Annotated in this window: 23 protein-coding genes, 1 pseudogene and 1 CRISPR repeat array; of the genes and pseudogenes, 8 read left to right on the forward strand and 16 right to left on the reverse strand. The window is 70.6% G+C overall.

Annotated elements, in window-relative coordinates; genetic code table 11:
• Nucleotides 1–292 precede the first annotated feature (292 nt).
• A CRISPR array of direct repeats spans nucleotides 293–525; the repeat unit is 29 nt; unit sequence TGGTCACGGTCGTGGTCGCGGCCGTGGTC.
• 75 nt (nucleotides 526–600) lie between these two features.
• The 6 genes and pseudogenes from ACFYR3_RS14310 to ACFYR3_RS14335 all read right to left on the reverse strand — a co-directional run.
• Nucleotides 601–993 (reverse strand): annotated as a pseudogene (locus tag ACFYR3_RS14310) (lamin tail domain-containing protein); the annotation flags it as partial.
• 618 nt (nucleotides 994–1,611) lie between these two features.
• Nucleotides 1,612–2,103, reverse strand: a complete 492-nt coding sequence (locus ACFYR3_RS14315; protein ID WP_389283049.1) for a hypothetical protein — start codon at nucleotides 2,101–2,103, stop codon at nucleotides 1,612–1,614.
• A 29-nt stretch (nucleotides 2,104–2,132) separates the two neighbouring features.
• Nucleotides 2,133–2,504, reverse strand: a complete 372-nt coding sequence (locus ACFYR3_RS14320; RefSeq protein WP_355843339.1) for a metalloregulator ArsR/SmtB family transcription factor — start codon at nucleotides 2,502–2,504, stop codon at nucleotides 2,133–2,135.
• Nucleotides 2,501–2,947, reverse strand: coding sequence for an SRPBCC domain-containing protein (locus ACFYR3_RS14325; protein WP_389283051.1), 447 nt, complete (start codon nucleotides 2,945–2,947; stop codon nucleotides 2,501–2,503). The genes ACFYR3_RS14320 and ACFYR3_RS14325 overlap by 4 nt, the downstream gene beginning before the upstream one ends.
• Before the next feature lie 176 nt (nucleotides 2,948–3,123).
• Nucleotides 3,124–4,206: a MerR family transcriptional regulator gene (locus ACFYR3_RS14330; RefSeq protein ID WP_389283053.1), complete on the reverse strand. Its 1,083-nt coding sequence runs from the start codon at nucleotides 4,204–4,206 to the stop codon at nucleotides 3,124–3,126.
• Between the two features lie 87 nt (nucleotides 4,207–4,293).
• The gene (locus ACFYR3_RS14335) at nucleotides 4,294–6,315 is read right to left on the reverse strand and encodes a serine/threonine-protein kinase (protein ID WP_389283055.1); all 2,022 of its coding nucleotides are present in this window, start codon (nucleotides 6,313–6,315) and stop codon (nucleotides 4,294–4,296) included.
• A 697-nt stretch (nucleotides 6,316–7,012) separates the two neighbouring features.
• On the opposite strand from ACFYR3_RS14335, the gene ACFYR3_RS14340 reads away from it, so the two are divergent.
• Nucleotides 7,013–9,217 (forward strand): FUSC family protein, encoded by a 2,205-nt coding sequence (locus tag ACFYR3_RS14340; protein ID WP_355843350.1) that lies wholly within the window; start codon nucleotides 7,013–7,015, stop codon nucleotides 9,215–9,217.
• Between the two features lie 82 nt (nucleotides 9,218–9,299).
• On the opposite strand, the gene ACFYR3_RS14345 is transcribed toward ACFYR3_RS14340, so the two are convergent.
• From ACFYR3_RS14345 to ACFYR3_RS14360, 4 genes are all read right to left on the reverse strand, one after another.
• Nucleotides 9,300–9,854: a TIGR03086 family metal-binding protein gene (locus tag ACFYR3_RS14345; RefSeq protein WP_389283057.1), complete on the reverse strand. Its 555-nt coding sequence runs from the start codon at nucleotides 9,852–9,854 to the stop codon at nucleotides 9,300–9,302.
• 26 nt (nucleotides 9,855–9,880) lie between these two features.
• Nucleotides 9,881–10,393 (reverse strand): SRPBCC family protein, encoded by a 513-nt coding sequence (locus ACFYR3_RS14350; RefSeq protein WP_389283059.1) that lies wholly within the window; start codon nucleotides 10,391–10,393, stop codon nucleotides 9,881–9,883.
• Nucleotides 10,390–10,752, reverse strand: a complete 363-nt coding sequence (locus ACFYR3_RS14355; protein WP_389283061.1) for an ArsR/SmtB family transcription factor — start codon at nucleotides 10,750–10,752, stop codon at nucleotides 10,390–10,392. Before ACFYR3_RS14355 ends, ACFYR3_RS14350 begins: the two co-directional genes overlap by 4 nt.
• Nucleotides 10,753–10,917: 165 nt before the next feature.
• On the reverse strand, nucleotides 10,918–11,427 hold the full coding sequence (locus ACFYR3_RS14360) for a molybdenum cofactor biosysynthesis protein (RefSeq protein WP_355843362.1): 510 nt from the start codon (nucleotides 11,425–11,427) through the stop codon (nucleotides 10,918–10,920).
• A 156-nt stretch (nucleotides 11,428–11,583) separates the two neighbouring features.
• On the opposite strand from ACFYR3_RS14360, the gene ACFYR3_RS14365 reads away from it, so the two are divergent.
• The gene (locus tag ACFYR3_RS14365; protein WP_355843365.1) at nucleotides 11,584–12,162 is read left to right on the forward strand and encodes a hypothetical protein; all 579 of its coding nucleotides are present in this window, start codon (nucleotides 11,584–11,586) and stop codon (nucleotides 12,160–12,162) included.
• Nucleotides 12,163–12,357: 195 nt separating this feature from the next.
• Nucleotides 12,358–12,804, forward strand: coding sequence for an SRPBCC family protein (locus ACFYR3_RS14370; protein ID WP_355843368.1), 447 nt, complete (start codon nucleotides 12,358–12,360; stop codon nucleotides 12,802–12,804).
• 131 nt (nucleotides 12,805–12,935) lie between these two features.
• Here the strand turns inward: ACFYR3_RS14370 and ACFYR3_RS14375 are convergent, their stop codons facing one another.
• Nucleotides 12,936–13,211, reverse strand: a complete 276-nt coding sequence (locus ACFYR3_RS14375; RefSeq protein ID WP_355843371.1) for a hypothetical protein — start codon at nucleotides 13,209–13,211, stop codon at nucleotides 12,936–12,938.
• Nucleotides 13,212–13,221: 10 nt separating this feature from the next.
• Nucleotides 13,222–13,926 (reverse strand): DUF5994 family protein, encoded by a 705-nt coding sequence (locus ACFYR3_RS14380; protein ID WP_389283064.1) that lies wholly within the window; start codon nucleotides 13,924–13,926, stop codon nucleotides 13,222–13,224.
• A gap of 245 nt (nucleotides 13,927–14,171) precedes the next feature.
• Between ACFYR3_RS14380 and ACFYR3_RS14385 the strand changes: the two genes are divergently transcribed.
• Nucleotides 14,172–15,164 (forward strand): acyl-CoA desaturase, encoded by a 993-nt coding sequence (locus tag ACFYR3_RS14385; RefSeq protein WP_389283317.1) that lies wholly within the window; start codon nucleotides 14,172–14,174, stop codon nucleotides 15,162–15,164.
• A 42-nt stretch (nucleotides 15,165–15,206) separates the two neighbouring features.
• Nucleotides 15,207–15,605: a DUF5994 family protein gene (locus ACFYR3_RS14390; RefSeq protein ID WP_389283066.1), complete on the forward strand. Its 399-nt coding sequence runs from the start codon at nucleotides 15,207–15,209 to the stop codon at nucleotides 15,603–15,605.
• A gap of 30 nt (nucleotides 15,606–15,635) precedes the next feature.
• On the opposite strand, the gene ACFYR3_RS14395 is transcribed toward ACFYR3_RS14390, so the two are convergent.
• Entirely contained in the window at nucleotides 15,636–16,193 is a 558-nt protein-coding gene (locus ACFYR3_RS14395) for a DUF5994 family protein (protein ID WP_389283068.1), read from the reverse strand.
• 114 nt (nucleotides 16,194–16,307) lie between these two features.
• Entirely contained in the window at nucleotides 16,308–16,601 is a 294-nt protein-coding gene (locus tag ACFYR3_RS14400; RefSeq protein WP_389283070.1) for a hypothetical protein, read from the reverse strand.
• Nucleotides 16,602–17,083: 482 nt separating this feature from the next.
• Between ACFYR3_RS14400 and ACFYR3_RS14405 the strand changes: the two genes are divergently transcribed.
• Nucleotides 17,084–18,043, forward strand: a complete 960-nt coding sequence (locus ACFYR3_RS14405; RefSeq protein ID WP_389283072.1) for an NUDIX domain-containing protein — start codon at nucleotides 17,084–17,086, stop codon at nucleotides 18,041–18,043.
• A gap of 20 nt (nucleotides 18,044–18,063) precedes the next feature.
• On the opposite strand, the gene ACFYR3_RS14410 is transcribed toward ACFYR3_RS14405, so the two are convergent.
• Entirely contained in the window at nucleotides 18,064–19,299 is a 1,236-nt protein-coding gene (locus ACFYR3_RS14410; RefSeq protein WP_389283074.1) for an AI-2E family transporter, read from the reverse strand.
• Nucleotides 19,300–19,955: 656 nt separating this feature from the next.
• On the opposite strand from ACFYR3_RS14410, the gene ACFYR3_RS14415 reads away from it, so the two are divergent.
• Nucleotides 19,956–22,832, forward strand: coding sequence for a SpoIIE family protein phosphatase (locus ACFYR3_RS14415; protein WP_389283076.1), 2,877 nt, complete (start codon nucleotides 19,956–19,958; stop codon nucleotides 22,830–22,832).
• Here the strand turns inward: ACFYR3_RS14415 and ACFYR3_RS14420 are convergent.
• Nucleotides 22,829–23,374, reverse strand: coding sequence for an ArsR/SmtB family transcription factor (locus tag ACFYR3_RS14420; RefSeq protein WP_389283078.1), 546 nt, complete (start codon nucleotides 23,372–23,374; stop codon nucleotides 22,829–22,831). The two genes, ACFYR3_RS14415 and ACFYR3_RS14420, sit on opposite strands and share 4 nt — an antisense overlap.
• A 57-nt stretch (nucleotides 23,375–23,431) precedes the next feature.
• Here ACFYR3_RS14420 and ACFYR3_RS14425 point away from each other — a divergent pair, with 57 nt between their 5' ends.
• Nucleotides 23,432–24,337, forward strand: coding sequence for a S41 family peptidase (locus ACFYR3_RS14425; RefSeq protein ID WP_389283080.1), 906 nt, complete (start codon nucleotides 23,432–23,434; stop codon nucleotides 24,335–24,337).
• Nucleotides 24,338–24,435: the final 98 nt, after the last annotated feature.

The raw sequence follows: 24,435 nt of genomic DNA on the forward strand, positions 1-24,435 counted from the left end.
ACCGCGTACACCGTGAACGGGTGTGCTTTCAGGCGCCGTTCAGTGGCCGAGGAGTCCCTGGATCGGGCTGTGGCCCTGACCGTGGCCCTGGCCCTGTCCGTGGCCCTGGCCCTGGCCCTGCCCCTGGCCCTGCCCCTGGCCCTGGCCTTGCCCCTGACCCTGGCCCTGACCTTGTCCGTGGCCCTGACCCTGGCCTTGCCCCTGACCCTGACCCTGGCCGCGGTTGTCGCCGTGCCCACGGTTGTCGCCGTGGTCGCGGTGGTCGTCGCGGCCGTGGTCACGGTCGCGACCGTGGTCACGGTCGTGGTCGCGGCCGTGGTCGCGGTGGTCGTCGCGACCGTGGTCACGGTCGTGGTCGCGGCCGTGGTCACGGTGGTCGTCGCGACCGTGGTCACGGTCGTGGTCGCGGCCGTGGTCCCGGTGGTCGTCGCGGCCGTGGTCACGGTCGTGGTCACGGTCGTGGTCGCGGCCGTGGTCACGGTCGTGGTCGCGGCCGTGACCACGGTGGTCGTCGCGACCGTGGTCACGGTCGTGGTGCCGGCCCCAGGAGACGCTGTCGACGAAGCGGCCGCGGTCGGTCCGCAGCGTGGCGACGTCGGAGTGGTTGTCCCACACCTCGTTGCGGCGGTCCTGGTAGAGGTCACGGCTGGTGTCACGGCCGATGCCCGTGTGGATCCGGACGGTGGCACGGCCGGCCAGGCGGTAGTCGTCGAACGTGTAGCGGTTGCCGTCTTCGTCCGACAGCGTCCAGCCGTTCAGGTTCACCCCGTGGCGGTCGGAATTGGTGATTTCCACCCACTCCGCGTTCAGCGAACGGCTGGAGCGGTCGTCAAAGCCCGGCGCGTCGCTCTGGACCCTGCTGATGGCGACGTGCGTGCGCTCGAAGCGCGGCTCCGCGGCCGAGGCGGACACGGCGGCCGAGCCGACCAGTGCGCCTGCCGCGATGGCCGCGGCCGCCACACGGCGGGCCGTGACAGACGTGGAAACGGACATGAATGCTCCTCAAGGTTCGAGAGCCGGCACACCCCGTACGAGCACCCCACTTGTGGGTAACTGCACGGTGCGACCCTGTGCGAGTCCCGGCCCGGTGGCCGAGGACTCATAAGTTGCTGCACGTCGCCGCCCGCGAGGAGCGACACCCGACCGCTGTTACCAATTACGGACATATCAGTTACAGACGCCTGCATAAGGCCTTTAACTACGGAAAGCTGAAAAGTGATGGACTATCATCACCAACTCCCGTACTACCGAAGCATTTAGTCCATACGCGGGCATCCAGTACATCGCCACGCCTCACCCGCCTGTCACTCGAAAGTGAGTAACACGCCTCCGGTCCGGTGCGGCCGCAACCCGTACGCCACACCGCTTCACCACGACACTCGGGCCGCTTCGACGCCCTCGCCACTACGTCACTCAGGCATCGGCGGCTCTGTTCCCGCGAGTGACGTCGCCGACCGGGCTGACGCGGCAGCCTGGGCGGCTTCGGCCCGGCCGGTGATCCATACGAACAGGCCTGCCGCCGGCCTTTGCACGGCAGGTCGTCGGTGTCGAGCATGACCAGCGCCACCGGAAAGGCCGCGAACGGCACCGCGGCAAGTGCGGTCAACTGGGCTACTTCTCCGCCGAGAGCCCAGGGACCGCGACGCGGAGGTCCAAGAGCTGTTGGGTGTGCCGCGGGACATGGTCGTCGGCGAGGCCGTCGATGAGGGCGGCGAGCGGAACCGGCTGGTCCAGCCCAAGCGCGTTGTTCGACAGGAGGAGCGAGGGCACCAGAACCGATGCCGCTTGCTCACTGAGCAGACCGGCGACGTCGCACAAGACGGCGACCTGGCTGCGGAGATGGGCCGCCAGGTCTGCCCTGCCCGAGTGCTCGGCGATGATCCAGTCCAGATTCCAGGGGTCGAGAGAGACGCGGTTGTCGAAGGTTGGACGCGAGCCCGAGACGACTCCCAGTGCGACCGCGGCGACAGTGGCGTCGACGCTGAGGAGGTGAGCCAGGATCTGATCGGCGTTCCACCCTCCGTCGTCGGCGTCGCCGAGGTCGGGCATGGCCGCGACCTCGAGCAACCTGTCGTAGGCAGCACGAAGCCCTGTCGTGTCCATGGGTGCTTCCTTTCAGTGAGCGCTTCGTGTCAGTCGGGCCGAGCCGATGAGGGGCCTTGTTCCGGTGACTCGGCGACGCTCTTGATGTGCGCGAGCCGCCGGTCCCAGTCGACTGCGAGCGCGGCCATCCACCGTGCGGCCGCGTCCAGCGCCGCGGACCGCACCGCGTACCTCACCTCACGCCCGACCCGGCTGCCGGAGACCAGCCCCGCGGCGTCCAGGACGGCGAGGTGCTTGACCACCGCCTGCCGCGAGACAGGGAGCCGTTCGGCGAGGGTCGTCGCCGTGGCGGTGCCCTGTTCGGCCAGCAGATCGAGCAGTTGACGTCGCGTCGGATCGGCCAGCGCACCGAGGACGCTGTCGATGTCCTCGGCGGCGCGACCAGGTTGCCCCTCCGTCACGGCGAGGGCTGCTCGGCGCGCTTCTTGAGCGCGTCGAGCTCCAGGGGCCAGCCCTGGGTGTGGTCCTTCAGGTTCTGGCTGCGCAGCTCCTCGGACCCGGCCAGCGCCGCGAACCCGCTCTCCACGACACGCAGCCGCGTCCGGTCGCCCTCCTGCGTCAGCGTGAACTCCACGAGCGTGCTGTTCTCCTCGCGCAGTTCCTCTCCGGGGAACGCGCTGGTCCAGCGGTACGCCAGATACGTCGGCGGCCGAACCGTCTCCACGCGCACGGGGAAGTCGCCGTGCTCGGGGTTCTTCGCCACCATCGACTCGCCCTCCGTCGCCACGGTTCCGGGCAGGCTCGCCTTGTCGGCGACCCAGAAGCCGGGTTGGGCCACCAGCGACCAGACCCGTTCCAGGGGCGCTTCGATCAGGGTTTCGCGTTCGATCCGGTCCTCGCTCATGAGGGAACTCCTTCATCGCCACGATCAGATGCAACTCCAGGGTTGCACAATGCCACGCGAGGCGCAACCAGCGAGTTGCATCTCGATCGAGCGACACCTCACCGGCTCCACGCGATCCAACCACCGCTGTGTCCCGCGCCGAGCAGGAGTGAGCGGCGGAAGCACAGGTGCCGTGCTCAGTTCTCCAGACGGACCGGCATCAGCAGGGAGAACGTGTCCTCGTCGTCGGGTCGTCGGATCGCGATGGGCGCGGTGGGGGCGCCGATCTCCAGGACCAGTCGGTCCCTGGCTCCGGCGGCGAGCGCGTTCAGCAGGAACTCGCGGTTGACGGCGACAAGACTCTGGTCGTCGTCACCGTCCACGCCGATGGTCACCGTTCCGTCGGACGTCACCTTGAGCAGGCTGAGGTCGGCGGCCGTTTCGTCCGATCCGCGCACTTCGCCCGGTCGGACGGGACCGGTCTCCACCGCTTCCTGGAAGGTCGCCACATCGACCAGGGCGCGCCGGCCGGCCGGCAAGCGGACGAGGCGGCGGTAGTCGGGGAAGTCGTGGTCGAGGCATTGGCCGGCCGTCTGCCGGTCTCCCGCCTCCAGCGTCACGCGGTCGCCGTCGACGGCGAGTTGGACGGATTCATCCTCGCTGAGCAGGGCCCGCATCGCGTCGGCGAGCGGGGACGGGACAATGATCTGCACGCGAGGATCGGCGTGCCCGTCGGTGTCGGCCTGCGCGACGGCCATCCGGTACCGGTCCGTGGCCACGACGTTGAGTGTCTCGCCCTCGATGTCGAACAGGACACCCCCGAGCATCGGCAGCTCCGGGTCGGTACCGGCGGCGAAACGGACCGCGTCCAGCGCGCCGGCGAGTTCCGGCGCGGAGACGGACAGGCGGACGGCGCCGGTGCGGGGCAAAGTCATGGGTTTCTCCCTGCGTTCGAGTAGTGCTCGGAGCGTGGAGAACTCGTTGCGGGCATCGGACAGTCCCACCTCAAGACGGCGCACATGCGCCTGAAGGAGCTTGCGCACCAGGTCGGTGTCCGCGCCGGCCCATCCGGCGAGCACCATACGGATGTCCGCCAACGGCATGGCGGCCCGGCGCAACCGGGCCAGCAACCGGGCCTCCTCGAGTTGCTCGGGGCCGTACCAGCGGTAGCCGCTCACCGGATCCACCCAGGCAGGGACCAGCACACCACCACGGTCGTAGAACCGCAGGGCGCTCACGCCCAGTCCGCTGTCCCGGGCCATCTCACCAATGCTGCGCATCTCGCTCTCCACACCCGGAACCCTGAGCCCTCGACCAGGTCGAGGGTCAACCCGGGCGCGCTCGTACGGTCGTCGGGCCGTCCTCGATCAGGCCGGGCAATCCGCCAGGGCGCCCGCCGTACCCCAACGGATCATCAGGTAGCCGGATCCGCCCCTCTCCGCCACGGCATAGCGGGAGTACGGCCACAGAACGCCCGCGCTGTCCCGCTGCTTCACCAGAGCCCGGCACGCCTCGCCCGCCGCCATGTCCGCCCAGGTCGCGACCTGCCCCTGGTTCCACGTGACGTAGTCCGACCACACATACATCGCCGAGTTGCCCGGGTCGAAGCCCATCTTGAGCTCCGCGTTGCCGAGCAGGCGATCAGTGCCGAGCGTCGTGCGCATTGCGTTCGTCCGCTCGATGATCTTCCTGGTCGCGCGGTCCGCGACGTTGATCTCATCGCTGTCGGTGCTGGGGATCATGGCCTGGCCGAGGCCCTGTTCGTCCGGCTCCCAGCCCGAGCCGGCAGCGGAAGCCTGCCCGGTGTCGTTGTCGGCGGCCGACGTGCACCGCGCGTTGGTGAGGAAGTCGTCGTCCCAGGTCACCTGCGGGTCGCGGCCCGTCGCCTCCTTCACCATGACGTAGGTGCGGTACGGCAGTTCCGGGTGCAGGCGCAGAACGACGTCCCTCAGCGTCCGGCACATCAACCCGGCGACCTTCGTCTCCGCGTACATCGTTGCCTGCTCGTCGGAGGAGAGCCGGTACGAGAGGTAGACCTCTCCGCGCGACGCGTGGAACCTCACGCCCTCCGGGGCGAAGTCGACGCCGTCACCCAGTTCCTGGACGAGAACACCCTGGTCGTGCAGAACTGCGCGCGAGACGTCGTGCTCACCCTGGCCCCGTGCCGACCGCGCCTCGGCCCAGCTCGCCGCACTTGCCGAACCGCCGCTCGCAGCCTGCTTCCGCTTCGCCTCCGCGCTCGCCTCCGTGCTCGCCTCCACGCCCGCCGTGGACGGCTGCGGAGATCCGGTCGACGAGGAAGCCGGAGCGGAAGCCGTGCTCGAGGTTCCGGCACGGCCGCCGTCCGTCCTGCCGGGCATCAGGGCCACCACTCCGCCGACCAGGCCCCCGATGACCGCTGCCGCGACAACGACCATGCCCGCCCATGGTCTTCGTGGACGCCTCGCGGGCCGCGGCCACACCGGATCGTTCGCGTGGGGTATGTCCCAGACCGCTGTGACCATGTCCTCGGCCCGCGTGAACAACGTGTCGGCGCGCATGACTTGGGTCACCTGGGAGGCCAGAAGTTCGAAGCATTCCTCGGCGGCATCGGCGGCCGAGGGACGGTCCCCGGGTTCCTTGGCCAGTGCTTTCCGCACGATCCCGCGCAGGGGCGCGGGGACACCGTCCAGGTCGGGGTCACCCGACATCACGCGGAACGCGACCACGTCGGGTGCGCCGGTCCCGAAAGGAGTTCTTCCGGTGGCCGCGTAGGCGACGAGCGCTCCCCAGGCGAACATGTCGCCCGCGGGCCCGGTGGCCCCGGTGCGGTACCGCTCGGGGCTGATCCAGCCGGGGGTGCCGGTCATGACTCCGGTACGGGTGACGCTGGTGCCGTCGGCGGCGTGCGCGATTCCGAAGTCCAGGACGCAGGGGCCGGAGGGCGTGAGGATGACGTTCTGCGGCTTCACGTCGCGGTGCACCACGCCGACCGCGTGGACGCCGGCCAGCGCCTGCGCGGTGGCGGCCGCGAAAGCGTACAGATTCGCTCCGGCGAGTCGTCCTTGGGCGAGCACCTGCTGGTTCAGCGTCGGTCCGGCGACGTACTCGGTGGCCAGCCATGGGTGCTCGGCGTTCGCGTCTGCGGTGAGGAGGGGGATCAAGTACGGGCCGGTGACACGGGAGGACAATTCCACTTCGCGCCTGAAACGGGCCCTGAATTCGGGCTCTTGGGCCTGCGCGGGGTGAATCACCTTGACCGCCACGCGCGTTCCGTCGGGCGCCACTCCGGCATGGACGGTACCCATGCCTCCGGCACCGAGACGACCGATGATCCGGTACGGACCTATACGGGAGGGATCGCCGGCATGAGCCGGCTGGACTCTTCCGGAAGATCCGGCTTCGCTCACTGATGGTTCCTTCGTGCGGGACTGTACGTTTGAGCAGGCGGAGACTCGACACGTGGTCGGGGGTTCGGGTTCGGACCCCAGCAGGCTGCCCCAGCAGGCCTTTTGGGCGCGTTCCCGTCCGGATGTTATGCGCTGACCCGCCTCCTGAATAGAGAAACCCCTGACCAGACGGTGTGCTCTCGCCTGCCGGGTGACGACGTGCTTGCGGACCGTGTCGCGGGCTCGGCAAACATGTGGCCGTCCCTCGGCCCGGATCCGTCCAACTTCCGTACCACGCCGCCTTGTTACGGCCACCACCCACGGCAGACCCACGGCAGACCCACGGGCGCCCGGAGGGGAACCATCGGGCGGCCGGAGCGAAGCCATCGTCCGATCCGGGCTCAGCCATCGTCCGGCCGGAGCAGAGCCACCGGTCGGCCGGCGCAGAGCCGCGGTCGGCCGTACGGCGAACCCGGGGCCCCGGGATGCGGCCCGGCGAAGCCGTAGCTCCAGGAGGCGTCCGGCGAGGCGTGGGCCCCACCGTGTCACAGGTGGGCGCCGACCGCCCGCTCCGGCTCGGGATGCCGGCCGAGCGGTGTCGCTGTTCCCCGGGCCGGGACCGGGTCCGCGACAGTCGCGCTGCCCGTGACCCGGTCCCGGTCGACAATGGACGTACGGCGGGGACGGGCCCGGGGAGGCGCCGGGGAAGGACACGTCCATGCCGAAGCGGCCCTCCTCCCCCGGTCGTGTACGGGCCGCGCGGCAGTCCGCGCGTGTCACGATCGCTTCCGCGACGGGCTTCTACGCGGCCCTCTACCCGCTGGACCAGCCGGTCGTCGCGGTCTACGCCCTCTTCGCGCCGATCGCGCTCGGCGTCCTCTCCCCGATCCCCGGCGGCGGCCGCGACCGGGCCCGTACGGTGCTGTGCGTGCTGCCGATCGCCGTCGCGCTGACAGCCCTCGGCACCGCTCTCGCCGTGACGACCGCCTCCGCCGTCGCGGGAATGCTGGTGATCGGCTTCGCCGTCTCCTTCGCCGCCGCGTACGGACCGGCCGCGGCGAGTACGGCCCCGGGGCTGCTGCTCTTCTACGTCCTCGCGTGTTTCCCGCCGTACGCGCCGGACACCCTGCCGCAGCGGCTCGTCGGACTTATCACCGGTGGCGCCCTGCTGGTCCTGTGCGAACTGCTGCTCCTGCCCGCTCCCCCCGTTCAGCCGTACCGTGCGCGGATCGCCGGCGCCCTGGATCTCGCGGCCGCCTCGGCGCTCGCGGCGGCTCAAGGCCACCGTCACGGCCCCGAGCGGGCACGGCGTCTGCGCAAGGAGGGACTGGCACTGCGCTTGTCGCAGACGCCACCGGCCTCCCGCCCGACCGGGGCGGGCCGCACCGACCGCGGACTGGCGCAGGCCGGAGCCGCGACACGGCGTGTACTTGACCAACTGGCCCGGACGGCCGAGCGGCCGAAGTCCGCGACGGCCGCCGATCCGCTCTCCGAGGCGCTGCTGCGCGGTGTCGCGGCCGGATGCGCGGCGACGGCGGAAGCTCTCCGCGGCGCGCGGGCCGTTCCGGGACCCGAGGCCCTCGAGGAGATGGTCGCCGACTTCGTCGCCGTACGCGGACGTCCGTCGGGCACCGGGCGCGACACGGATGCCAAAGCGTCGCAGCGGCTGCTGGAATGCCGTTCCGACCTGCTGACCACGGCGGCCTCGGCCCTGACCGTTCAGGCCGCGGTGGCAGTGGCGATCGGTGGGCGCCGCAACTCGGCGGGACTGCCGCCCGAGCAGTTCTGGTACGCGGAGCCATCCACGACACGGCTCCTGACCCTACGGCTGACCGGCAATCTCACTTTGCGCTCGGTCCTGTTCCAGAACGCCGTACGCACGGCCCTGGGGCTCGGCGCGGCCCGTCTCGTGGCCGGAGTCCTGGACCTCTCGCACGGCTTCTGGGTACTGCTGGCCGTGCTGACGCTGGGGCGCACGACCGCGGGAGCGACCTGGTCCACGGTGCGCTCGGCGGCGGTCGGCACGCTGGTGGGCGCACTGGCCGCCGGGGCGCTGATCTTCGGGGCGGGCGGCACCGTCGACGTGTACGCCGTCGTGCTGGTGCCGGCGATGTTCGTGGCCTTCTCCGTGGGGCCGATCGCGGGACCGGCCTGGGCGCAGGGGTTGTTCACCCTGGTGGTCGCCGCCGCCTTCAGCCAGCTCGCTCCGGCCACCTGGCGGCTGGCGGAGACCCGCCTGATCAATGTCCTGGCGGGCTGCGCGATCGGGCTGATGTGCGGTGTGCTCGCCTGGCCCGCCGGAGCCCGCGCCGAGGTTCGACGCAGTATGGCGGAGTTGCTGCGTGCGGTGGGGCCCCTGGTGCAGGTCACCGTGGTCGCCGCGGTCTGCGCGTCCGGCACGTCCGGTGATCCACGGCCCCGGGGCGGTGCGGCCGAGGAGTCACTGCGGCTGACCCGGCACCGGCTCCGCATCGCGGAGGGCGCCTACGCGCAGTATCGGACGGAGGGTGGCGGTGATCCCGTCGACGGCGGCCCCGACTGGCATCTGGCGCTCAACTGCGCCTCCCACGCGGAGATCGGATCCCATTGGCTGCCCCGGCAGGCGTACGGTCCGGCGCCGCCCGACGCGGTCCGGTGGGCCCGGGAGTCGGTCGGGGAACTGGCCACGGCGATGGACCGGGCGGCCGCGTTCCCGCCCGGTGGCGTACGGGCACGGCCCACGCCTCTTCCGCCAGAGGTCGTCTCCGCGGCCCCGGCCCCCGTGCTGCCCGCGCTGGTCGACATCGACAGCTGGCTGCAGACGCTCGCGGCGGAGCTGACGGCGATCGGCGGGAGGGGTCCGGACGAGCCGCCGCCTCCGGTCCAGGGCGGCGCAACGGACCCGGCAGCCGCACGGGATGCCACGGCCCGTACGGGACGGTGAACCGGGCGGACCGTGATCCGGGAGTGTGGTGACCCGGCCGGGCGGTGACCCGGCGGGACCGTGATCCGGCCGATGCCGTCTCTCAGGGCTCGCGTCCGATGAAGGCGAGCAAGCGGGTCTGCACGTCAGCGGTCTCGGGGACCTCGACCCGTGGCCCGTACTGTCCGCTCTGGCGCAGCACATCGTCGAGCGGCAGCATCCCGTCGAGCAACTGGGCGCACTTGCCGGGGTCGAGGCGCTCCTCCTGGCCGCTGGCCCGCGCCAGGTCCCAGGTGTGCATGAAGACATCGGCGGTGTAGAAGCGGTCGACCGCCCGGTCGAGGGGGACCTCTCCGATGTGCGGGTTCGACAGCGTCTTGTGCGCCGTGGCCGGATCGTCGAGGAGTGCCTGCACCCCGTCGCTGTGCACCGTCCAGGCCTTCACCGGGTCGTCGTCCACCGACGGCCCCTTCGGCAGTTCGACTCCGGCGCCCGCCTTCACGAAGTCCGGGAACCACTCGACGAGGTGGCGCACCACGTCCCGGGCGACCCAGCCCTCGCACGGCGCGGGGTTGTCCCATGCCCCGGGACGCACTCCGCGCACGCGGTCCGTGAAGACCCCGGCGACGGTGCGGTGCTCTTCGGCTGCGCTCGTCATGATCTCAAGCCTTCCGTCTCGGTCCGTCATCCTGCGTTGCTGCTCCGGCGGCCGCCGAGCAGTTCGTCAAGGCGCTCGTGGCCTTCGCGGACGCCGCGTCGCATGCCGCTTCTGATCATCGCGTCGCGGGCCTCGATGGAGCCCATGAGGGAGGTGGTGGTGACCCGGGTGCGGCCACCGAGGTCCTCGAAGACGGTGGTCTCCAGGCTGACGCCGTCCGGGAAGCCGTCATAGGCGAAGGTCTGCACGATGCGCTCGTCGCGACGCACCTCGTGGAACACGCCGCGGAAGCCGTACTCCGTCCCGTCGTCCTCGCGATGCACGTAGCGGTACGAGCCACCAGTGCGCGCCTCGTACGCGTCGATCCGCATGGTGAGCCGGCGCGGGCCGAGCCACTGGACGACGAGATCAGGATCGGTGTACGCCCTGAACACGCGCTCGGCAGAGGCGTCGAACTCCCGGGTGATGAGGATGGTGGGCAGCGCCGGGTCGGCCACGATCCGCGTCTCGTACCGATCACTCGCGTCCGCGCCGCTCACGATGCCGCCTTCTTCACCGAGGCGCCCTTCACCGGCTGTTCCTCCATCTGTTCGAGGACGGCATCGAGGCGACGGAAACGGTCCTCCGCCTCGCGGCGGTAGCGTTCGATCCATTTCGTCATCAGGTCGAGGACCTCACCCTCCAGATGGCAGGGCCGGCGCTGAGCGTCCCTGCTGCGACTGACCAGACCGGCGTCCTCCAGCACCCTGATGTGCTTGGACACGGCCTGCACGGTCACGTCGTAGGGCTCGGCCAGGTCATTGACCGTGGCATCCCCCGCCGCCAGCCTGGCCACGATGTCGCGCCGGGTCGGGTCGGCCAGGGCGGAGAACACCCGGGACAGCCGGTCGTCGGCCACCTCTCACCTCACGTAATCAACCACTCGGTTGAATAACCGTACGACCGCCCCACGACTTAGTCAACCAACTGGTTGAATAAGGGGCGGCGGGCCGAGGATTCCCGGCTGCCGACCGCACCCGCCACGGGTCACTTCTTCGCGGGTGCCGACCTCACCCGCCCCAGGTCAGTCCTTCGCGGGTGCCGGCTCCACCACCGTGAACAGGGCGGGCCCGAGCGTCAGGGTGCCGTCGGACAGCGGGCGGCAGCGGACTCCCCCGCGGTCGCGCAGCGCCCGTTGCGCGCCGGGGCCGAGCGTGGTGTTCATCCACGCGCAGGGCCTGGCAGCACTGCGTACGGCCAGCAGCACGGGCCCGGTACCGCAGTCCAGCGAGACGGTCGCGCCGACACACGCGTCGATGTCCACACCCCGCAGCAGGACGTTGCGGCGGGTCAGCAGGAGGTCCGCGTCCGCGGCGAGGCCCTGCGGGAAGCGCTCGGCGGCCATGAGCGTGATCGACGCGTTGCGGTGGGCCGGATGATTGAAGTAGCGGTCGCCGACGATTCCGAGTCCGGCGCGCACTTGCGCCGTCGTCACCAGATCAGCATCGGGCAGCGCGGGCGCCCCGTCGCTCGGACGGCCCTCGAAACGGTGTACGGCCGAGACCAGCAACTGAAGGACTTCCACGCGCTGCATCTCATCGAGCCTAGGGGACGCCCGCGCAAACGATCTACGAAGGGTGTGGGCGGAGGACATCGCAGGGGTCGTGTGCCGGACATCCCGCTGACACGGGGACGCCCCGCGTGACAGGGTCACTGGTGATCGAAGGCAACAGCGGCAAAGGGGGCTTCCGTGGACACACGAACGTGGGACACGCTGGTCAGCTCGATGAAAAGCACCTACGCCAACGGAGTGGGCGAGGGTGCAGCGCCCCGGCCGGTCATCATGCCGCTGGTGCGCGGAGAGCTGGTCGGGCTGATCTGGGTCCGCCCGACCAAGCCGGGGGCCGACGCGCTCACCGGCATCGCGGCGCTGTCGAACATCGCCGCGGCGGCCTGCGCGGACGAGATCGTCCTCGCCTGGGAGACATCTGAGGTCGCCACCACCTGTGAGCTGCCCGTCGTCGGCCCCGCCCCCTGCCTGAACATGGTCCAAGCCACCCCGGACGGTCATGTGCTGCACCAGTTCCCCTACACCGAGGCGTTCCCGTCCGCCGGTGCCGAGGACCCCGACCGGTCCACGACCACCCTCGACTGGACGCCGGCTCCCGCGCCTCAGCCGGACGGCGAACTTCCGCCGCCCGTCCGGGCCGCCGTCGACTACGCCTTCACCCCTATGGAGCTGGACCACCCCAACCCTTTCGGCGTCACCGTCGTCCTGATGGAAGAAGACGGCTACACCGTGCGCCTGACCGACAGCTTCGATCATTGAGCGTGCGGGGCCGTCGCACGGAGACATGACCGGGTATCGCCACTCCTGTCTCCCGCTTCTTCCGGTCTGTGTGTCGGTCGTCGTACGAATGGGTCCGTGCGACGGGCCGGTGGAGCTCCCGCCCCCTAGGCTGAGCCGCGCGGCAAGCCCGCGCGCCCTCAGCGGGCGGTCCGTGATCGCAGCACAGGAGGAACCGTGTCCGGTCAGTTCGAGGCGACAACCGAGATCAACCGCCCCATCGAGGAGGTTTTCGCCTTCCTCGCCGCCGGCACGAACGACCCCAAGTTCAGCCCCAGGGTGCAGGCGATCACGAAGACGCCGGAAGGCCCGACGGCAGCGGGCACGGTCTTCACCAGCACGGTCAAGGACGCCGGCATGAAGACGGGCCGGACGTTCCGGATCACCGAGTTCGAGCCGCCCCACCTGATCCGCTGGGCGGAGGTCTCGAAGAACGTCGTCACGGCGACCGAGGGCGGCTACGACCTCGAGTCCACCGGCGACCGCACGACCCGTGTCAGGATCTTCAACGTCCTCGAGGGCCATGGCATCGGCAAGCTGCTGGTGAGCTTCGCGCTGAGTGCGGCCCGCAAGGACGCGGACGCCTTCGGCCGGCGGATCAAGGCGGCGGTGGAGGCCTCCTGAGGGACGCGGTCCCGGCCGGTCGACGCCGGGTGCGGTTCGCGTGGAGCATGGCCAGGCATACATTCCCGGGTGTACGCCTGGCCGGACGGGCCGAGTCGGCGATCCGTGCGCGGCTGACGGATAACGGCTGGTCAGTCGTGCTGAGTGGGGCGGGCGCTGCGGCGCCCTGGAGGGAAGCGGCCACGGCCTCCGTCGCGGTGGTCCCGTCGTTCGCCGGGGGTGGGCGCATCGGACCGCTCCGGTCCCACCGGGGGCTGCGGCGTGCGGCGGCCCCCGTGTCCGGGCAGGGCCGCGCCGTACCCGTGCACGGCGATTCGGTCCGCGTGCTGGATGTTGAGCCGGTGGATCACGTATGCCGCCGCCACGATGAGGACAACGAAGGCGACGGCCGTCAGGAAGTCGTACATGGCGACCGCCTCACATACCGAGAATCAGGCGGCTGGTCCGACTGTCCGGACCGGCCTGTTCCGGAATGGCCGCGGATACCGCCGAAGCTCCGCCCTCGTACTCCCATGCCTCGTCCGAACCGAGCGGCCGGTCTGCCGCGGAGACACCGTGCCCGACCTCCTCCGCCGCCATGAGTTCACTCGCGGTCAAGGGCGGACCGTCGTGGTCGGACGCCGCTGCCATCAGCCGGGCCGCCGACGCCGCACCGGTCTCGGGCGGGATGATCAGGAGATCCCAGCGGCCGGTGCCGTAGGAGAGCAGCAGCAGCTTGTGCGGGTCGATTTCCGGGGTGAACCAGCCAACTCTGACGATGTGGCCGCCCACGGGAATCTTGCGCGGGATGTCCGGCCAGTACCGCGGGTTGACGGCGATCCGGGTGATGCGACCCCACAGAGGGTCCAACGTCTCGGTCAACGCGGGCAGTTCACTCAACAGATCCCGGGAGCGCGGCCACCAGGCACCGTCCAGGAGTCCGCGGGAGCCGCCATCGGTCTTGAGGACGAGACGCGCGTCCGGGGCGGCGACGGGCTCGACGTGTGGCAGGGGTGCGGACAAGGTCGCCGACATGATGTGGACCCGTCTCCGGGGCGCCTCTGCGGCGGCCCGGTTTTCGTGGCTCGCCGAAGACGACCCGTCATGGAAGCCGGTGCACGAAATGCCCTCGGTACTCCGCATGTTACTCCGCCGAGTTGTCGGCCGACGTCCGCCGGGAGTCGGTGCCGGACGGTGGTCACTCGATCCGGCGGACCCCGTTTCGCACAATGCGGGAGTACGGTGGACGAAGCGAGGACGCTTCATATGCCGCTGTCCAAATATGTCGCTGTCCAACCGGTCCAGCTCTCACGATTCCCGTCACAGGGGCAGCCCCTGACCCCGGCCGCGCCACCCGCACCAAGGCCGAGGAGCTTCCCATGGCGCCCATGTCCACCGCACCCACGACCGCCGTTCCGCCGGACGACCCCTCGCCACCCCAGGTCTACGACGGGACGTCCCCGTTCCCCTCGGGCGGCTCAGCAGCCCCGCGCGGCGGCGGGGAGCGGCTGTACGTGACGGTCACGGCGGTGATCGTCGTCCTGCCGTTCGTGGCGCTCGGCCTGGCCGGATGGCTGCTGTGGGGTCGCCTCATCCATCCCGTCGACGTGCTGCTTGCCGTCGTCCTCTACACGGTCACCGGCCTCGGAGTCACCGTCGGCTTTCATCGCGGCCTCACTCACGGCGGATACCGGGCCGTCCGCCCCGTGCGCATCGCGCTCGCGGTGGCCGGGTCGATGAGCTTCCAGGGCGACGTCATCGGCTGGGTCGCCACCCACCGCCGTCATCACGCCTTCACCGACCGGCCCGGTGACCCGCACTCCCCGTACCGCTACGGCACACATCTGCGCGGCCAGTTGCGCGGGTTGTTCCACGCACACGTCGGCTGGCTCTTCCGCAACGAACTCACACCCGCGGAGCGTTACGCCCCCGACCTCCTCGCCGATCGCGACATCCGGGCCGTCGACCGAGCCTTCCCGGCGCTGTGCGTGCTCACCCTCGCCCTGCCCTTCGGGCTGGGCTGGGCGATCGGCGGCACCTGGGTGTACGGCGCAACCGCCCTTCTGTGGGCGGGACTTGTCCGCATCGCGCTGCTCCATCATGTGACCTGGAGCGTCAACTCGCTGTGCCACATGATCGGCGAACGCCCGTTCCACACCAGGCGCCACGACAGGGCCACCAACCTGTGGCCGCTGGCCCTGCTGTCGTTCGGCGAGAGCTGGCACAACCTCCATCACGCCGACCCCACGAGCGCCCGCCACGGCGTGGACCGCGGCCAGATCGACCCGTCGGCCGCCGTCATCCGCATCCTCGAACGCCTCGGCTGGGTGTCCGAGGTGCACTGGCCCACTCCGGAGCGCGTCGCCGCCCGCCGCGTCTGAGGCCAAACGCTCATCCCTGTACGACAGTCGGCAGGAGCCCAGATGACCACCGCAGTGCAGCCTCCGCCTCCCGTCCATTCCCTCCTGCGCCTGCGCCTGGCGCCTCACAGCGGTCTGCCCCGGGCCATCGACGGAGCATGGTGGCCACGCTCGTACGACCTGCTCGCCGAACTTCCCCAGCTCCTCGCCGGGTTGCCGCGCGCGTGGGGCCGCATCAGCAACGTCACCGTCAGCGGGGCCGCATGGCCCGCGCTGCCCGGCCGAACCCTCGTCGCCGGTCAGGTCGTGCGACTGCACAGGAGTCCGACCGCATCCGCTCCGCCCGCCATCATCCTGATCGCTCCCGGCCAGGGGCGCTGGGACCTGCTGGTCGTACCTCCGGATACGACCACGGCGTCCGCCGAGACCCTCATGGCATCCGGCGCGGGCAGTCACGGCTGATCGAGCCGGGACGGACCGCTCTCTCGGCCGTCAGCGCACTGCCGGCCGGGGCGGTGACGACGGCTGCCACCCGCCCAGCGGCAGTCGGGCGGGGCGGTCGGTGTCGGACTCGCACGCCAACGGCGTCACGTCGACCTGTTCCGCCGCCAGGAGGGCGGTCGCTGTCAGCGCCGGACCGGTGCCGCTCGCGGCAGCCATCAGCCGGGCCGCCGCGGGGGCGCTGGTCTCCGGGGGGATCACGAGGAGGTCCCAGCGGCCCGCCTTGTAGGACAACAGCAGGATCTTGTGTTGATCCTGCCCCGCTGTGAACCAATCGACCTTCACCACCTGGCCGTTGACGAAGATCCTGCGCGGAATGATCGGCCAGTGGCCGGGGTCCACGGCGATTCGGGTGATCCGCCCCCACAGCGGATCCAGCACATCCGCCAGCGCGGAGAGTTCGTGCGCCAGATCATGTGAACGGGGCCACCAGGCGCCGTCCAGCTCGACACGCCCGCGTGACGGACTCACGGGCTTCAAAGCGAGGCGCACGGTCGGGGCCTTGAAGAGCGCGACGCGCGGCGGGAGATGGTCGGCGGTGGCGGACATCGCGCGAAGCCTGTCTCCGGACCCGCTGCCTTGGGCAGTTGCCCGGCGTTGTTCCTCACCGGGAACGACACCGGCATCGGGGCCGGTGCGCGAAGTGCTCCCAATGCCCTCACGCTACTCCTGGGACGGGCCGGGCGGACCGTTCCTGGATGCCGGCTCCCCTTCGTCGGAGGGTCTCTCCGAGGCACGGCTGGTCTCCAGCCAGGAGCGTGCCGGTTCCGCCGGCTGACTGGTGTCGACGCTGAGCTGAAGACGCGTGCCCCCGTCGGCGCCGCCGGGGTAGCTACGCTGCTCGGTGGCGGCGAAGCAGCGTCGAAGCACTTCCGCCACGCGACGGGCGACCTCCGGGGAAGCCGCGACTATGCGTACCTCGGCGTGTCCGTCGGGGAACGATTCCGTTGGCTGCATGGCGACCTCGTTGTTCGGGGCATAACCCCCTTGTCCGGGGCAGAGACCTCCGAACCGCACCTTTCACTCTACTCCCGCGGGCCGGGGCGACATCCCGTGGACGTTCCTGGCCGACCCGGAGGGCAACGAGTTCGGTGGCCTCGCCCGGTCCTGACGCGGAGCCTCAACGGCACCCCGACACATGAACCTTGTGTGCTCATGCGCCACGACCCCGGGTGGGCTGGGCTGCCGCGTCTCGGTCGAATCGGGCGGCGAGAGCTTCGCGAGCGGCGGTCCGCCACTCCCGCTCGGTGGTCGCGCGTCACGCCAGAAGCAGCACGCCGGCCTCGTTCACGTCGGCGGTATCTCGGCCGAACTCCGCACCTGTCCCAGGAATGCTGAATACCCGCCCCTGGTCGGCACCCCGCTTCACGGGCACGCTTCACACGCACGCTTCACGCCCCGACTCCGTCGCCATCGTCCGACACGAAAGGACCCTCCGCGTGACCGACACCGACACCGACGCCGACAGCCTCCCGTCGAGCCCCCGCACCATGGACGTGCCCGGCACCGCCGCCCTTCTCGTCGACGACTGCGGGCGCTATCTGCTGCACCTGCGCGACGCGAACAAACCCATCTGGAGTCCTGGCACTTGGGGCCTCATCGGTGGCGGCACCGAGCCCGGCGAGACGTGCGCCCAGTGCATCGCCCGCGAACTGCGCGAGGAGACCGGCCTCACCGTCCCCGGCCTCACGCCCTTCATCACCGTGGAGACGGTCGACGCCGCCGGCACGCTCAAGGACCGGGTCCTCGTCTACCGGGGCACCCTGAACCGGCCCGCCCACGAGATCCCTCTCCACGAAGGCATCCAGCTCCGCTGGACCCACCCCGACGAGACGGCGTACATGACCATGGACCCCGGCACAGCGGTCGTCATCCACGAACACCAACGGCATCCGCACCCCCGCACGGACAGCAGCGGCACACCGCCGACCGTGCGCGTCCGGCAGGAGGGCGAGCACCGGGAGCGCAGCATCGTCGGCGCCCACCTCGTCCTCGTACGAGACGGCGCGGTCCTGCTCGGCAAACGCCACCCTGACAGCCCGTTCGCTCCTTCGACCTGGCACGTACCGGCCGGACACCGCGAGCCGGGAGAGTCCGCGCTGACCTGCATGGTCCGAGCGGCGTCGGAAGAAACCGGCATCACGATCGAGGCGCGCGACCTGTCCCTCGTACACACCCTGGATCAACGCAACCCCTGGAGCCCCTTCCCCCGCTTGCAGTTGTTCTTCGCCGCCTCCCGCTGGAGCGGCGAGCCCCGGGTCCTGGAACCCGAACGGTGTACGGAGTGGCGGTGGTGGCCGCTGGACGCGCTCCCCGGCCGACTGGTCGAGTACACCCGTACCGCGCTGGCCGCCATCGCCTGCGGGAAGTCCTACACGGACTTGGGCTGGACGGAATGAACCTGGCCCGCCCTCGGCCGTCACCGCTTCGGTTCCCCGGCCCGGGACGGTCCGGGCGGCTCGGAGTGCGGTTCGGGCGGAGCGGAGGGGTGATCCGGTGAGCGTCCGGAGGGCTCCGGCTCGGGGCGTGCGCGCAGCTCGGAGATCACGGACCAGGCGACCGACACCATCGGTACGGCCACGACGGCGCCGGTCACACCGGCCAGGATGCTCCCGGCGATGACGGACAGGGCCACGACCACGGGGTGCAGCCGGACCGCCCAGCTCAGGACGAGCGGGTGCAGTACGTGCCCCTCCAACTGGCCGATGACGACGATCAGTGCGAGCACGATGATCGCGACGACCGGCCCCTTGGTGGCGAGTGCGACGACGGTGGCCACGCCGAGCGCGACGGGCGAGCCCACCAGCGGGATGAACGCGGCGAAGAACTCGAGGAGCGTGAGCGGCAGTGCCAAGGGGACGCCCAGAATGTAGAGGGCGATTCCGACGAGAATGGCGTTGGTGGCCGCCACGATGATGATGCCGCGCGTGTACCCGGCGAAGGTCCGCCAGGCCGCCCGCCCACCGCGGTCCCACGGGTCGCGCGCGCCCTCCGGCATCAACTCCTGGAACCAGCGCCAGAATCTGTCCCCGGACCGGATGAAGAACAGCGAGCAGAACAGGGCGAGCACCAGGCCGGTGACGAACTCCACCGCGCGGCCTGCACCACTGAGGGCGCTGCTGATCAGTACGGAACGGTGATCGGAGACGAAGGTGGCCACCTTGCCCTGGAGATTCGACAGGACCGAGTGGCTCACATGAAAGGGGGAGCCCGCCAGCCATCGCTCGATACGCCCCAGCCCCCCGGCGAACTCATGGCCCAGCTGCCCCGACTCGCCCGCCACGACACGACCGACCAGCGCCATCACGCCGAGCACGAGCAGGAGGCTCCCGAGGATGCTCACGATCACCGCCACGGTCCTCGGCATGCGACGCGCCAGCAGATCGGCGAGGGGACGCAGGACCGCCGTCACGACCAGCGCGAGAAACAGGGCCACGGCGACCAGCTGCAGCTTGCCCAGAAGGGCGAAGACCACGTAGGCGACCACTCCGACGACGAGCAGCCGCCACGCGTACGCCGCGGCCACCCGCAGCCCGTGACTCACCGGGACGCCCTTGTGGTCTCCGGTGCCGCGCCGCACATCCGAGCCGGCCGTACGCGCCCGCGCAACTGCCCAGACGCCACGGGAGGAACGATTCCCCACGACGTACCGCATCCGGCGCCCGCCGCGACCCGTGCCGGGCTCGCCCGGCCGCCGGTGAGGACGACGCGATCCGGCGTTCACCTGTGCGCCACCGTCCTCCCGTCGTCGGACCACCCGCCACATGTGCCCGTGAGCGGACCGCCGCGCGACACCATGGGAAACGGGCGACCGGTCCCGAGCGGTCGATCACGCGGGCGTTCTGGCCAGCGTGGTGTCGCGCACCGCGCCCCGCAACCCGGGACACGCGCGGTCCTCGGCTCCGACCGGCAGGCCGACGGCGTCCCACTTCCGGAGCCGGCCGGACGACCGGCCGCTGCCGCTGTACGGGCCGACCGCGACCTGCGGGAATCGTCAGAGAGGCCCTGGCCGATGGCCGCGAACGTGATCGTGATCGTGATCGTGATCGTGATCGGGTGCGTTCCTTCGAAGTCGGTCCTGTTGTGCCACCTGCCAAAGCGATCACGCCCGCGACACGCACGGGTTGAGCCGTACCGTGGCGCTCCGAGGCTCGGCGGAGCTGTCCATCAGTCACACGCGACAGGAGGGTCTCCACCCCCTCCGGAGGGGAGGGACCGGGCCCATGGAGGAGGTGGCCCCGACCGAAAGCACCCTCGGCAGCAGACAATTCCATGAGTGTCGTATGCGGCATTCCATCCTATATTGGGTCTGTGATCAGGCGGCTGGACCTACTCGAAACCGCTGACGACGGCATCACGGAAAGCGAGGTCTTCCGGCTCGCCCTTCAGCACTCCATCGCGGAGCTGGGCTGCGTCGGCGGGGCCGTCTACCTGCGGGGCCCCATGTCGGCTCTGCGTCTGGTGTCCACCACCGGACTGCCGTCGTCGGTCACCCGGGCATGGGAGATCGTCGACCAGGACGGGCCCACGGCGACGGCCCGCGCCGTACGCTCCGGCCGGCACGCATGGGTGCCGGCTCTCCCCTCCGACCTGGTCGAACCCACCGCGCCGCTGCTGTCACGGTCCGGCTGGTTCTCCGTGCCCCTGGTCGACGCCGGCCGCGCCATCGGCGCGATCACGTGCCTCACCGGTGACAACGAGGAACCGACGCACGCGCAGTGGACGTTCCTCACCTCGGTGGCCGAATGGACCATGAACCGTCTGAGGGCGATGCCGGAGCCCGCCCGCCTGGGCACCGACCTCGATTTCACTCCGGTCGGCTCCTGGGAGTGGGACGTGAGTACCGGTGAGCTGCTGTGGGACGAGGTGGCCATGAAGGTCTACCACACCGATCCGGCGGCCTTCGTGCCCGGCGTCGAGAGCTGGATGAAGGTGGTGCACCCCGACGATCTCCCGAGCACCCTGACGGCGGCCGAACGCACCATCCGGACCCACGCGCCGTTCGAGGCCGAGTACCGGGTCCGGCGCGGCGACGGGGGCTACACGTGGACTCGCGCTTCCGGTCATGTCGTCCTCGACGAGCAGGGTCGGGTCGCGCGCATCATCGGCAAGGGCTGGGCGAGCGACGCGTCGCGCTCCACCCGCGATGCCCTCAGCCGTGCCCTGCAGCACATGAGCGACGCCTTCCTGTCCGTGGACGACGACTGGCGCATCACCTTCGCCAACCTGGAGGCGGAACACATTCTCGGTTCGGCCGACGAACAGCTCTTCGGACGTGACCTGTGGGACCTTCCCGCGCTGCGCGGGATGCCCGACCTGGAGGAACGGTGCCGGCACGGCGCCGCGGAGTCCATCGCCACCGGCTTCGACGTCACGATGGCCGACACCGGCCGCTGTTACGACCTGCGGCTCGTCCCGGTGCCCAGCGGTCTCACCCTGTACTTCACCGACGTCACCGATCGGCGCCGCCGGGAGGCGGAGCAGGTGGCGGCCATCCGGACCGCGGCCGAACGGGCGCGCCGCACGGCGGAGCTGACCACTCAGCTCGCCGCGGCGACCACCTCGCAGGACGTGGTGAAGGCCGTCGCCCAACGTGTCCTGCCGCCGTTCGACGCGCAGGGCCTCCTCGTGCTCGTCATCGAGGACCGGAGGCTGGTGCACATCGGGTCCGTCGGTTACCCGAGCTCCTTCCTCCAGCAGATGCACGGCGCCCACGGCATGGAACTGCCCGACGCCGGTCCCGCCGGGCGGGCCGTCCTGACGGGCGAACCCTGTTTCTTCTCGTCGCGGGAGGAATGGTTCTCGGCCTTCCCCGACGGCGGCAGCCGGCCTCCGAGCAACAAGGAGGCCTGGGCCTTCCTCCCGTTGACGGCCTCCGGCCACACCTTCGGCGTGTGTGTCATCGCCTTCGACACCGTGCGGCGCCTCACGTCCGAGGAACGAACGCTCCTCATCACCATCAGCGCGCTCATGGCACACGCCCTGGAGAGAGCACGGCTCTACGACGCCGAGCTCACCCGCTCCGAGGAACTCCAGCAGGCTCTGCTGCCCCTGAGGCTGCCCACCGTGCCCGGGGTCACCGCCGCGGCGAGATTTCTGCCGGCCGGGCAGACCTCCGACGTGGGCGGGGACTGGTACGACCTGATCCCGCTGTCCGCGGGCCAGGTGGCCCTCGTCATCGGTGACGTGATGGGCCACGGTCTGCCCGAGGCCGCGACCATGGGACGCCTGCGCACCGCGGTGCACACGCTGGCCGCCCTGGAACTGCCTCCCGACGAGATCATGGGCCACCTCAACGACATCGTGGGGGGCCTCGGCGAGCACGCGTACGCGACCTGCCTGTACGCGCTGTACGACTCCACCGACGGATCGTGCACCGTGGTGCGGGCGGGGCATCCGCCGCCGCTCGTCGTCCGGCCCGACGGCAGCGCCTACTTCCCCGAGGTCGCCGTCAACCCTCCCCTGGGCGCCGCGTTCCCTCCGTTCGAGACGACGGAACTGAAACTGTCGGCGGACACTCTTCTGGTCCTCTTCACCGACGGGCTCGTGGAGTCGTCGCACCGGGAGATCGACCAGGGCATGGCCCAGCTCGCCGATCTGCTCCCCGACGAGGCCTGTTGTCCCGATCTGGAGGACCTGTGCGACACCGTCACCGCGGGCATGCTGCCGGGTGGGCCGACCGCCGACGACGCCGCCCTGCTGATCGCCCGTCTGCACACCGTGGCCGACCGGCAGATGGCTTCCTGGGCTCTGCCGGAGGGTCCGGAGGCCGCGGGTGAGGCCCGCCGCCATGTACGGGAGCAACTCGCCCAATGGCAGCTGGACGACCTGGTCATGACGACGGAGCTACTGGCCAGTGAGCTCGTCGGGAACGTCATCCGGCATGCCAGGGGCCCCATCGGGCTGCGCCTCCTGTGCAGCGGAACACTCGTCTGCGAGGTGTCCGACGCGAGTCTGACCATGCCCCGCATCCGGCGCTCCTCGGACACCGACGAGGGGGGCCGGGGACTCCAGCTCGTCAACGCCCTCTGCGAACGCTGGGGCAGCCGCTACACCCCGGAGGGCAAGGCCATCTGGACCGAACAGTCCCTCCCCGGTACGGAAGACCCGGCCGACGGGGACCCGCCGGCCGGGTCTGCCGAAAGGCCGTCCTGGGGAGGGACCGGAGACACCTCGGACAGGACCTAGGGGGAAGTGTCGGTGCCGGCCGGTTGGGCGGCCTGCTGATACAGCGTCACCAGCACGCTGTGCATGGGCTGACCCTCTCCGTCCTCCTCGGATTCGTCGACCAGTCGGGCGAGGGTCTCGGCGAGCTGTTGTGCCTTCGCCGGGCTGAGGCGAAGATGACGCAGCGTCAAAACAATTTCCGCGGGTGAGCGTTGAAGTTCCTGAGCGACCGCGGCCAGCATCGCCGCCGTGCCGTCCGCACGGGGTTCGGCGACGACCATGCGGCGGGCCGTGCGCTGGTAGTAGTGCTCGGTTCCGCCGCGAACCCGGCGGGTCTCGGCGATGTGGACCAGCCCGGCTTCCCGCAGCACTTTGAGGTGGTGGGCCACGTTGCCCTTCCTCGCGTCGAGTTGCGCCGCGAGTTGGCTGATGGTAGCGGGCCGGTGGCCGAGGACGAAGAGGAGCCGCTGACGCAGCGGATGGGCGAGCGCCGCGAACTGCTCGGGCGCACCGATCTCCTGGAGCTCCTCGGGTGGCTGCGGACTGTGAGGCTGATCGTGCATTCCGAAAGTGTCTAACTCTCTTGACGCTTTCGCAAGAGCGGTGCTGTACTCCCTGCCATGACGACTCAGACACAGCTAAGGCCCGCCCCTGTCATCGACGAGACGGCCCGGCTCCTGACCGAGCACTACATCTTCCCGGAGACGGCCGAGCAGCTCGCGGGGCTGTTGCGACAGCGTCTCGCCGAGGGGGCGTACGACGTCGACAGCGCCGAAGAGCTCGGCCGGCTGGTCACCGCGGACCTCCAATCCGTCAACGGCGACGGGCACCTGAGACTGAAGTACCACGCCGACCTGGTGCCTCCGGAGCAGGGGGCGGCGGCTTTGGCGGCCCTGCGCCGGGACTTCGACACCTCCTTGGGCGGCATACCCCGGGTTGAGCTGCTCGAGGGCGTGGTGGCCGTGGTGGAGCTGGCGCCGGCACTCTTTCCGTTGGAGTGGGCGGCCGGGCCGCTGGGGGCCGCGCTCGCTCTGGCCTCATCCGCCCGGGCACTGATCGTGGACCTTCGCGGCAACCTGGGCGGTGACCCGGACACGGTGTCCTTCGTCTGCGGTCATCTGCTGGATGAGCGCACCCACCTCAACACCATGCACTGGCGCGACGGCGAACGCCACGAGCAGTACTGGAGTCCCGCGCACGTGCCCGGCGCGCGCTTCGGTGGCACCAAGCCGTTGTACGTGCTGACCAGCGGCCGCACCTTCTCCGCCGCCGAGGAACTCGCGTACGACCTGCAGCAGCTGGGCCGGGCCGTTGTCGTCGGCGAGCGCACCGGCGGCGGGGCGCACCCGCGTGAGGGCTGGACGGTGCACCCACACCTGGAAGCCACCATTCCGGTGGGCCGCGCGATCAACCCCGTCTCCGGCACCAACTGGGAGGGCACCGGCGTGGAGCCGGACATCGCCTGCGCCGCCGCCGACGCGCTGGACCGCGCCCACGCGCTGGCCCTCGCGCGACTGACAGACTGACGCGGCCCGGCTCGGCGGGGGCGGTGCGGGTCGCGGTGCGCGCCGTCGCGCGGCCGAGGCAGGCGCGTGACTGAGCAGGACCGCCAGGCAGGCGCCGG

The sequence above is a fragment of the Streptomyces sp. NPDC005784 genome, from assembly GCF_042871525.1.
Taxonomy (GTDB): domain Bacteria; phylum Actinomycetota; class Actinomycetes; order Streptomycetales; family Streptomycetaceae; genus Streptomyces.

What these genes read in the sequence shown, in the direction of transcription:
- ACFYR3_RS14360 (WP_355843362.1), bottom strand. Translation starts at nt 11,427, where the DNA reads ATGCAGCGCGTGGAAGTCCTTCAGTTGCTGGTCTCGGCCGTACACCGT.
- ACFYR3_RS14315 (WP_389283049.1), bottom strand. Translation starts at nt 2,103, where the DNA reads ATGGACACGACAGGGCTTCGTGCTGCCTACGACAGGTTGCTCGAGGTC.
- ACFYR3_RS14420 (WP_389283078.1), bottom strand. Translation starts at nt 23,374, where the DNA reads ATGCACGATCAGCCTCACAGTCCGCAGCCACCCGAGGAGCTCCAGGAG.
- ACFYR3_RS14345 (WP_389283057.1), bottom strand. Translation starts at nt 9,854, where the DNA reads ATGACGAGCGCAGCCGAAGAGCACCGCACCGTCGCCGGGGTCTTCACG.
- ACFYR3_RS14400 (WP_389283070.1), bottom strand. Translation starts at nt 16,601, where the DNA reads ATGCAGCCAACGGAATCGTTCCCCGACGGACACGCCGAGGTACGCATA.
- ACFYR3_RS14330 (WP_389283053.1), bottom strand. Translation starts at nt 4,206, where the DNA reads ATGCGCAGCATTGGTGAGATGGCCCGGGACAGCGGACTGGGCGTGAGC.
- ACFYR3_RS14340 (WP_355843350.1), top strand. Translation starts at nt 7,013, where the DNA reads ATGCCGAAGCGGCCCTCCTCCCCCGGTCGTGTACGGGCCGCGCGGCAG.
- ACFYR3_RS14395 (WP_389283068.1), bottom strand. Translation starts at nt 16,193, where the DNA reads ATGTCCGCCACCGCCGACCATCTCCCGCCGCGCGTCGCGCTCTTCAAG.
- ACFYR3_RS14390 (WP_389283066.1), top strand. Translation starts at nt 15,207, where the DNA reads ATGACCACCGCAGTGCAGCCTCCGCCTCCCGTCCATTCCCTCCTGCGC.
- ACFYR3_RS14385 (WP_389283317.1), top strand. Translation starts at nt 14,172, where the DNA reads ATGTCCACCGCACCCACGACCGCCGTTCCGCCGGACGACCCCTCGCCA.
- ACFYR3_RS14325 (WP_389283051.1), bottom strand. Translation starts at nt 2,947, where the DNA reads ATGAGCGAGGACCGGATCGAACGCGAAACCCTGATCGAAGCGCCCCTG.
- ACFYR3_RS14425 (WP_389283080.1), top strand. Translation starts at nt 23,432, where the DNA reads ATGACGACTCAGACACAGCTAAGGCCCGCCCCTGTCATCGACGAGACG.
- ACFYR3_RS14375 (WP_355843371.1), bottom strand. Translation starts at nt 13,211, where the DNA reads ATGTACGACTTCCTGACGGCCGTCGCCTTCGTTGTCCTCATCGTGGCG.
- ACFYR3_RS14380 (WP_389283064.1), bottom strand. Translation starts at nt 13,926, where the DNA reads ATGCGGAGTACCGAGGGCATTTCGTGCACCGGCTTCCATGACGGGTCG.
- ACFYR3_RS14410 (WP_389283074.1), bottom strand. Translation starts at nt 19,299, where the DNA reads ATGCGGTACGTCGTGGGGAATCGTTCCTCCCGTGGCGTCTGGGCAGTT.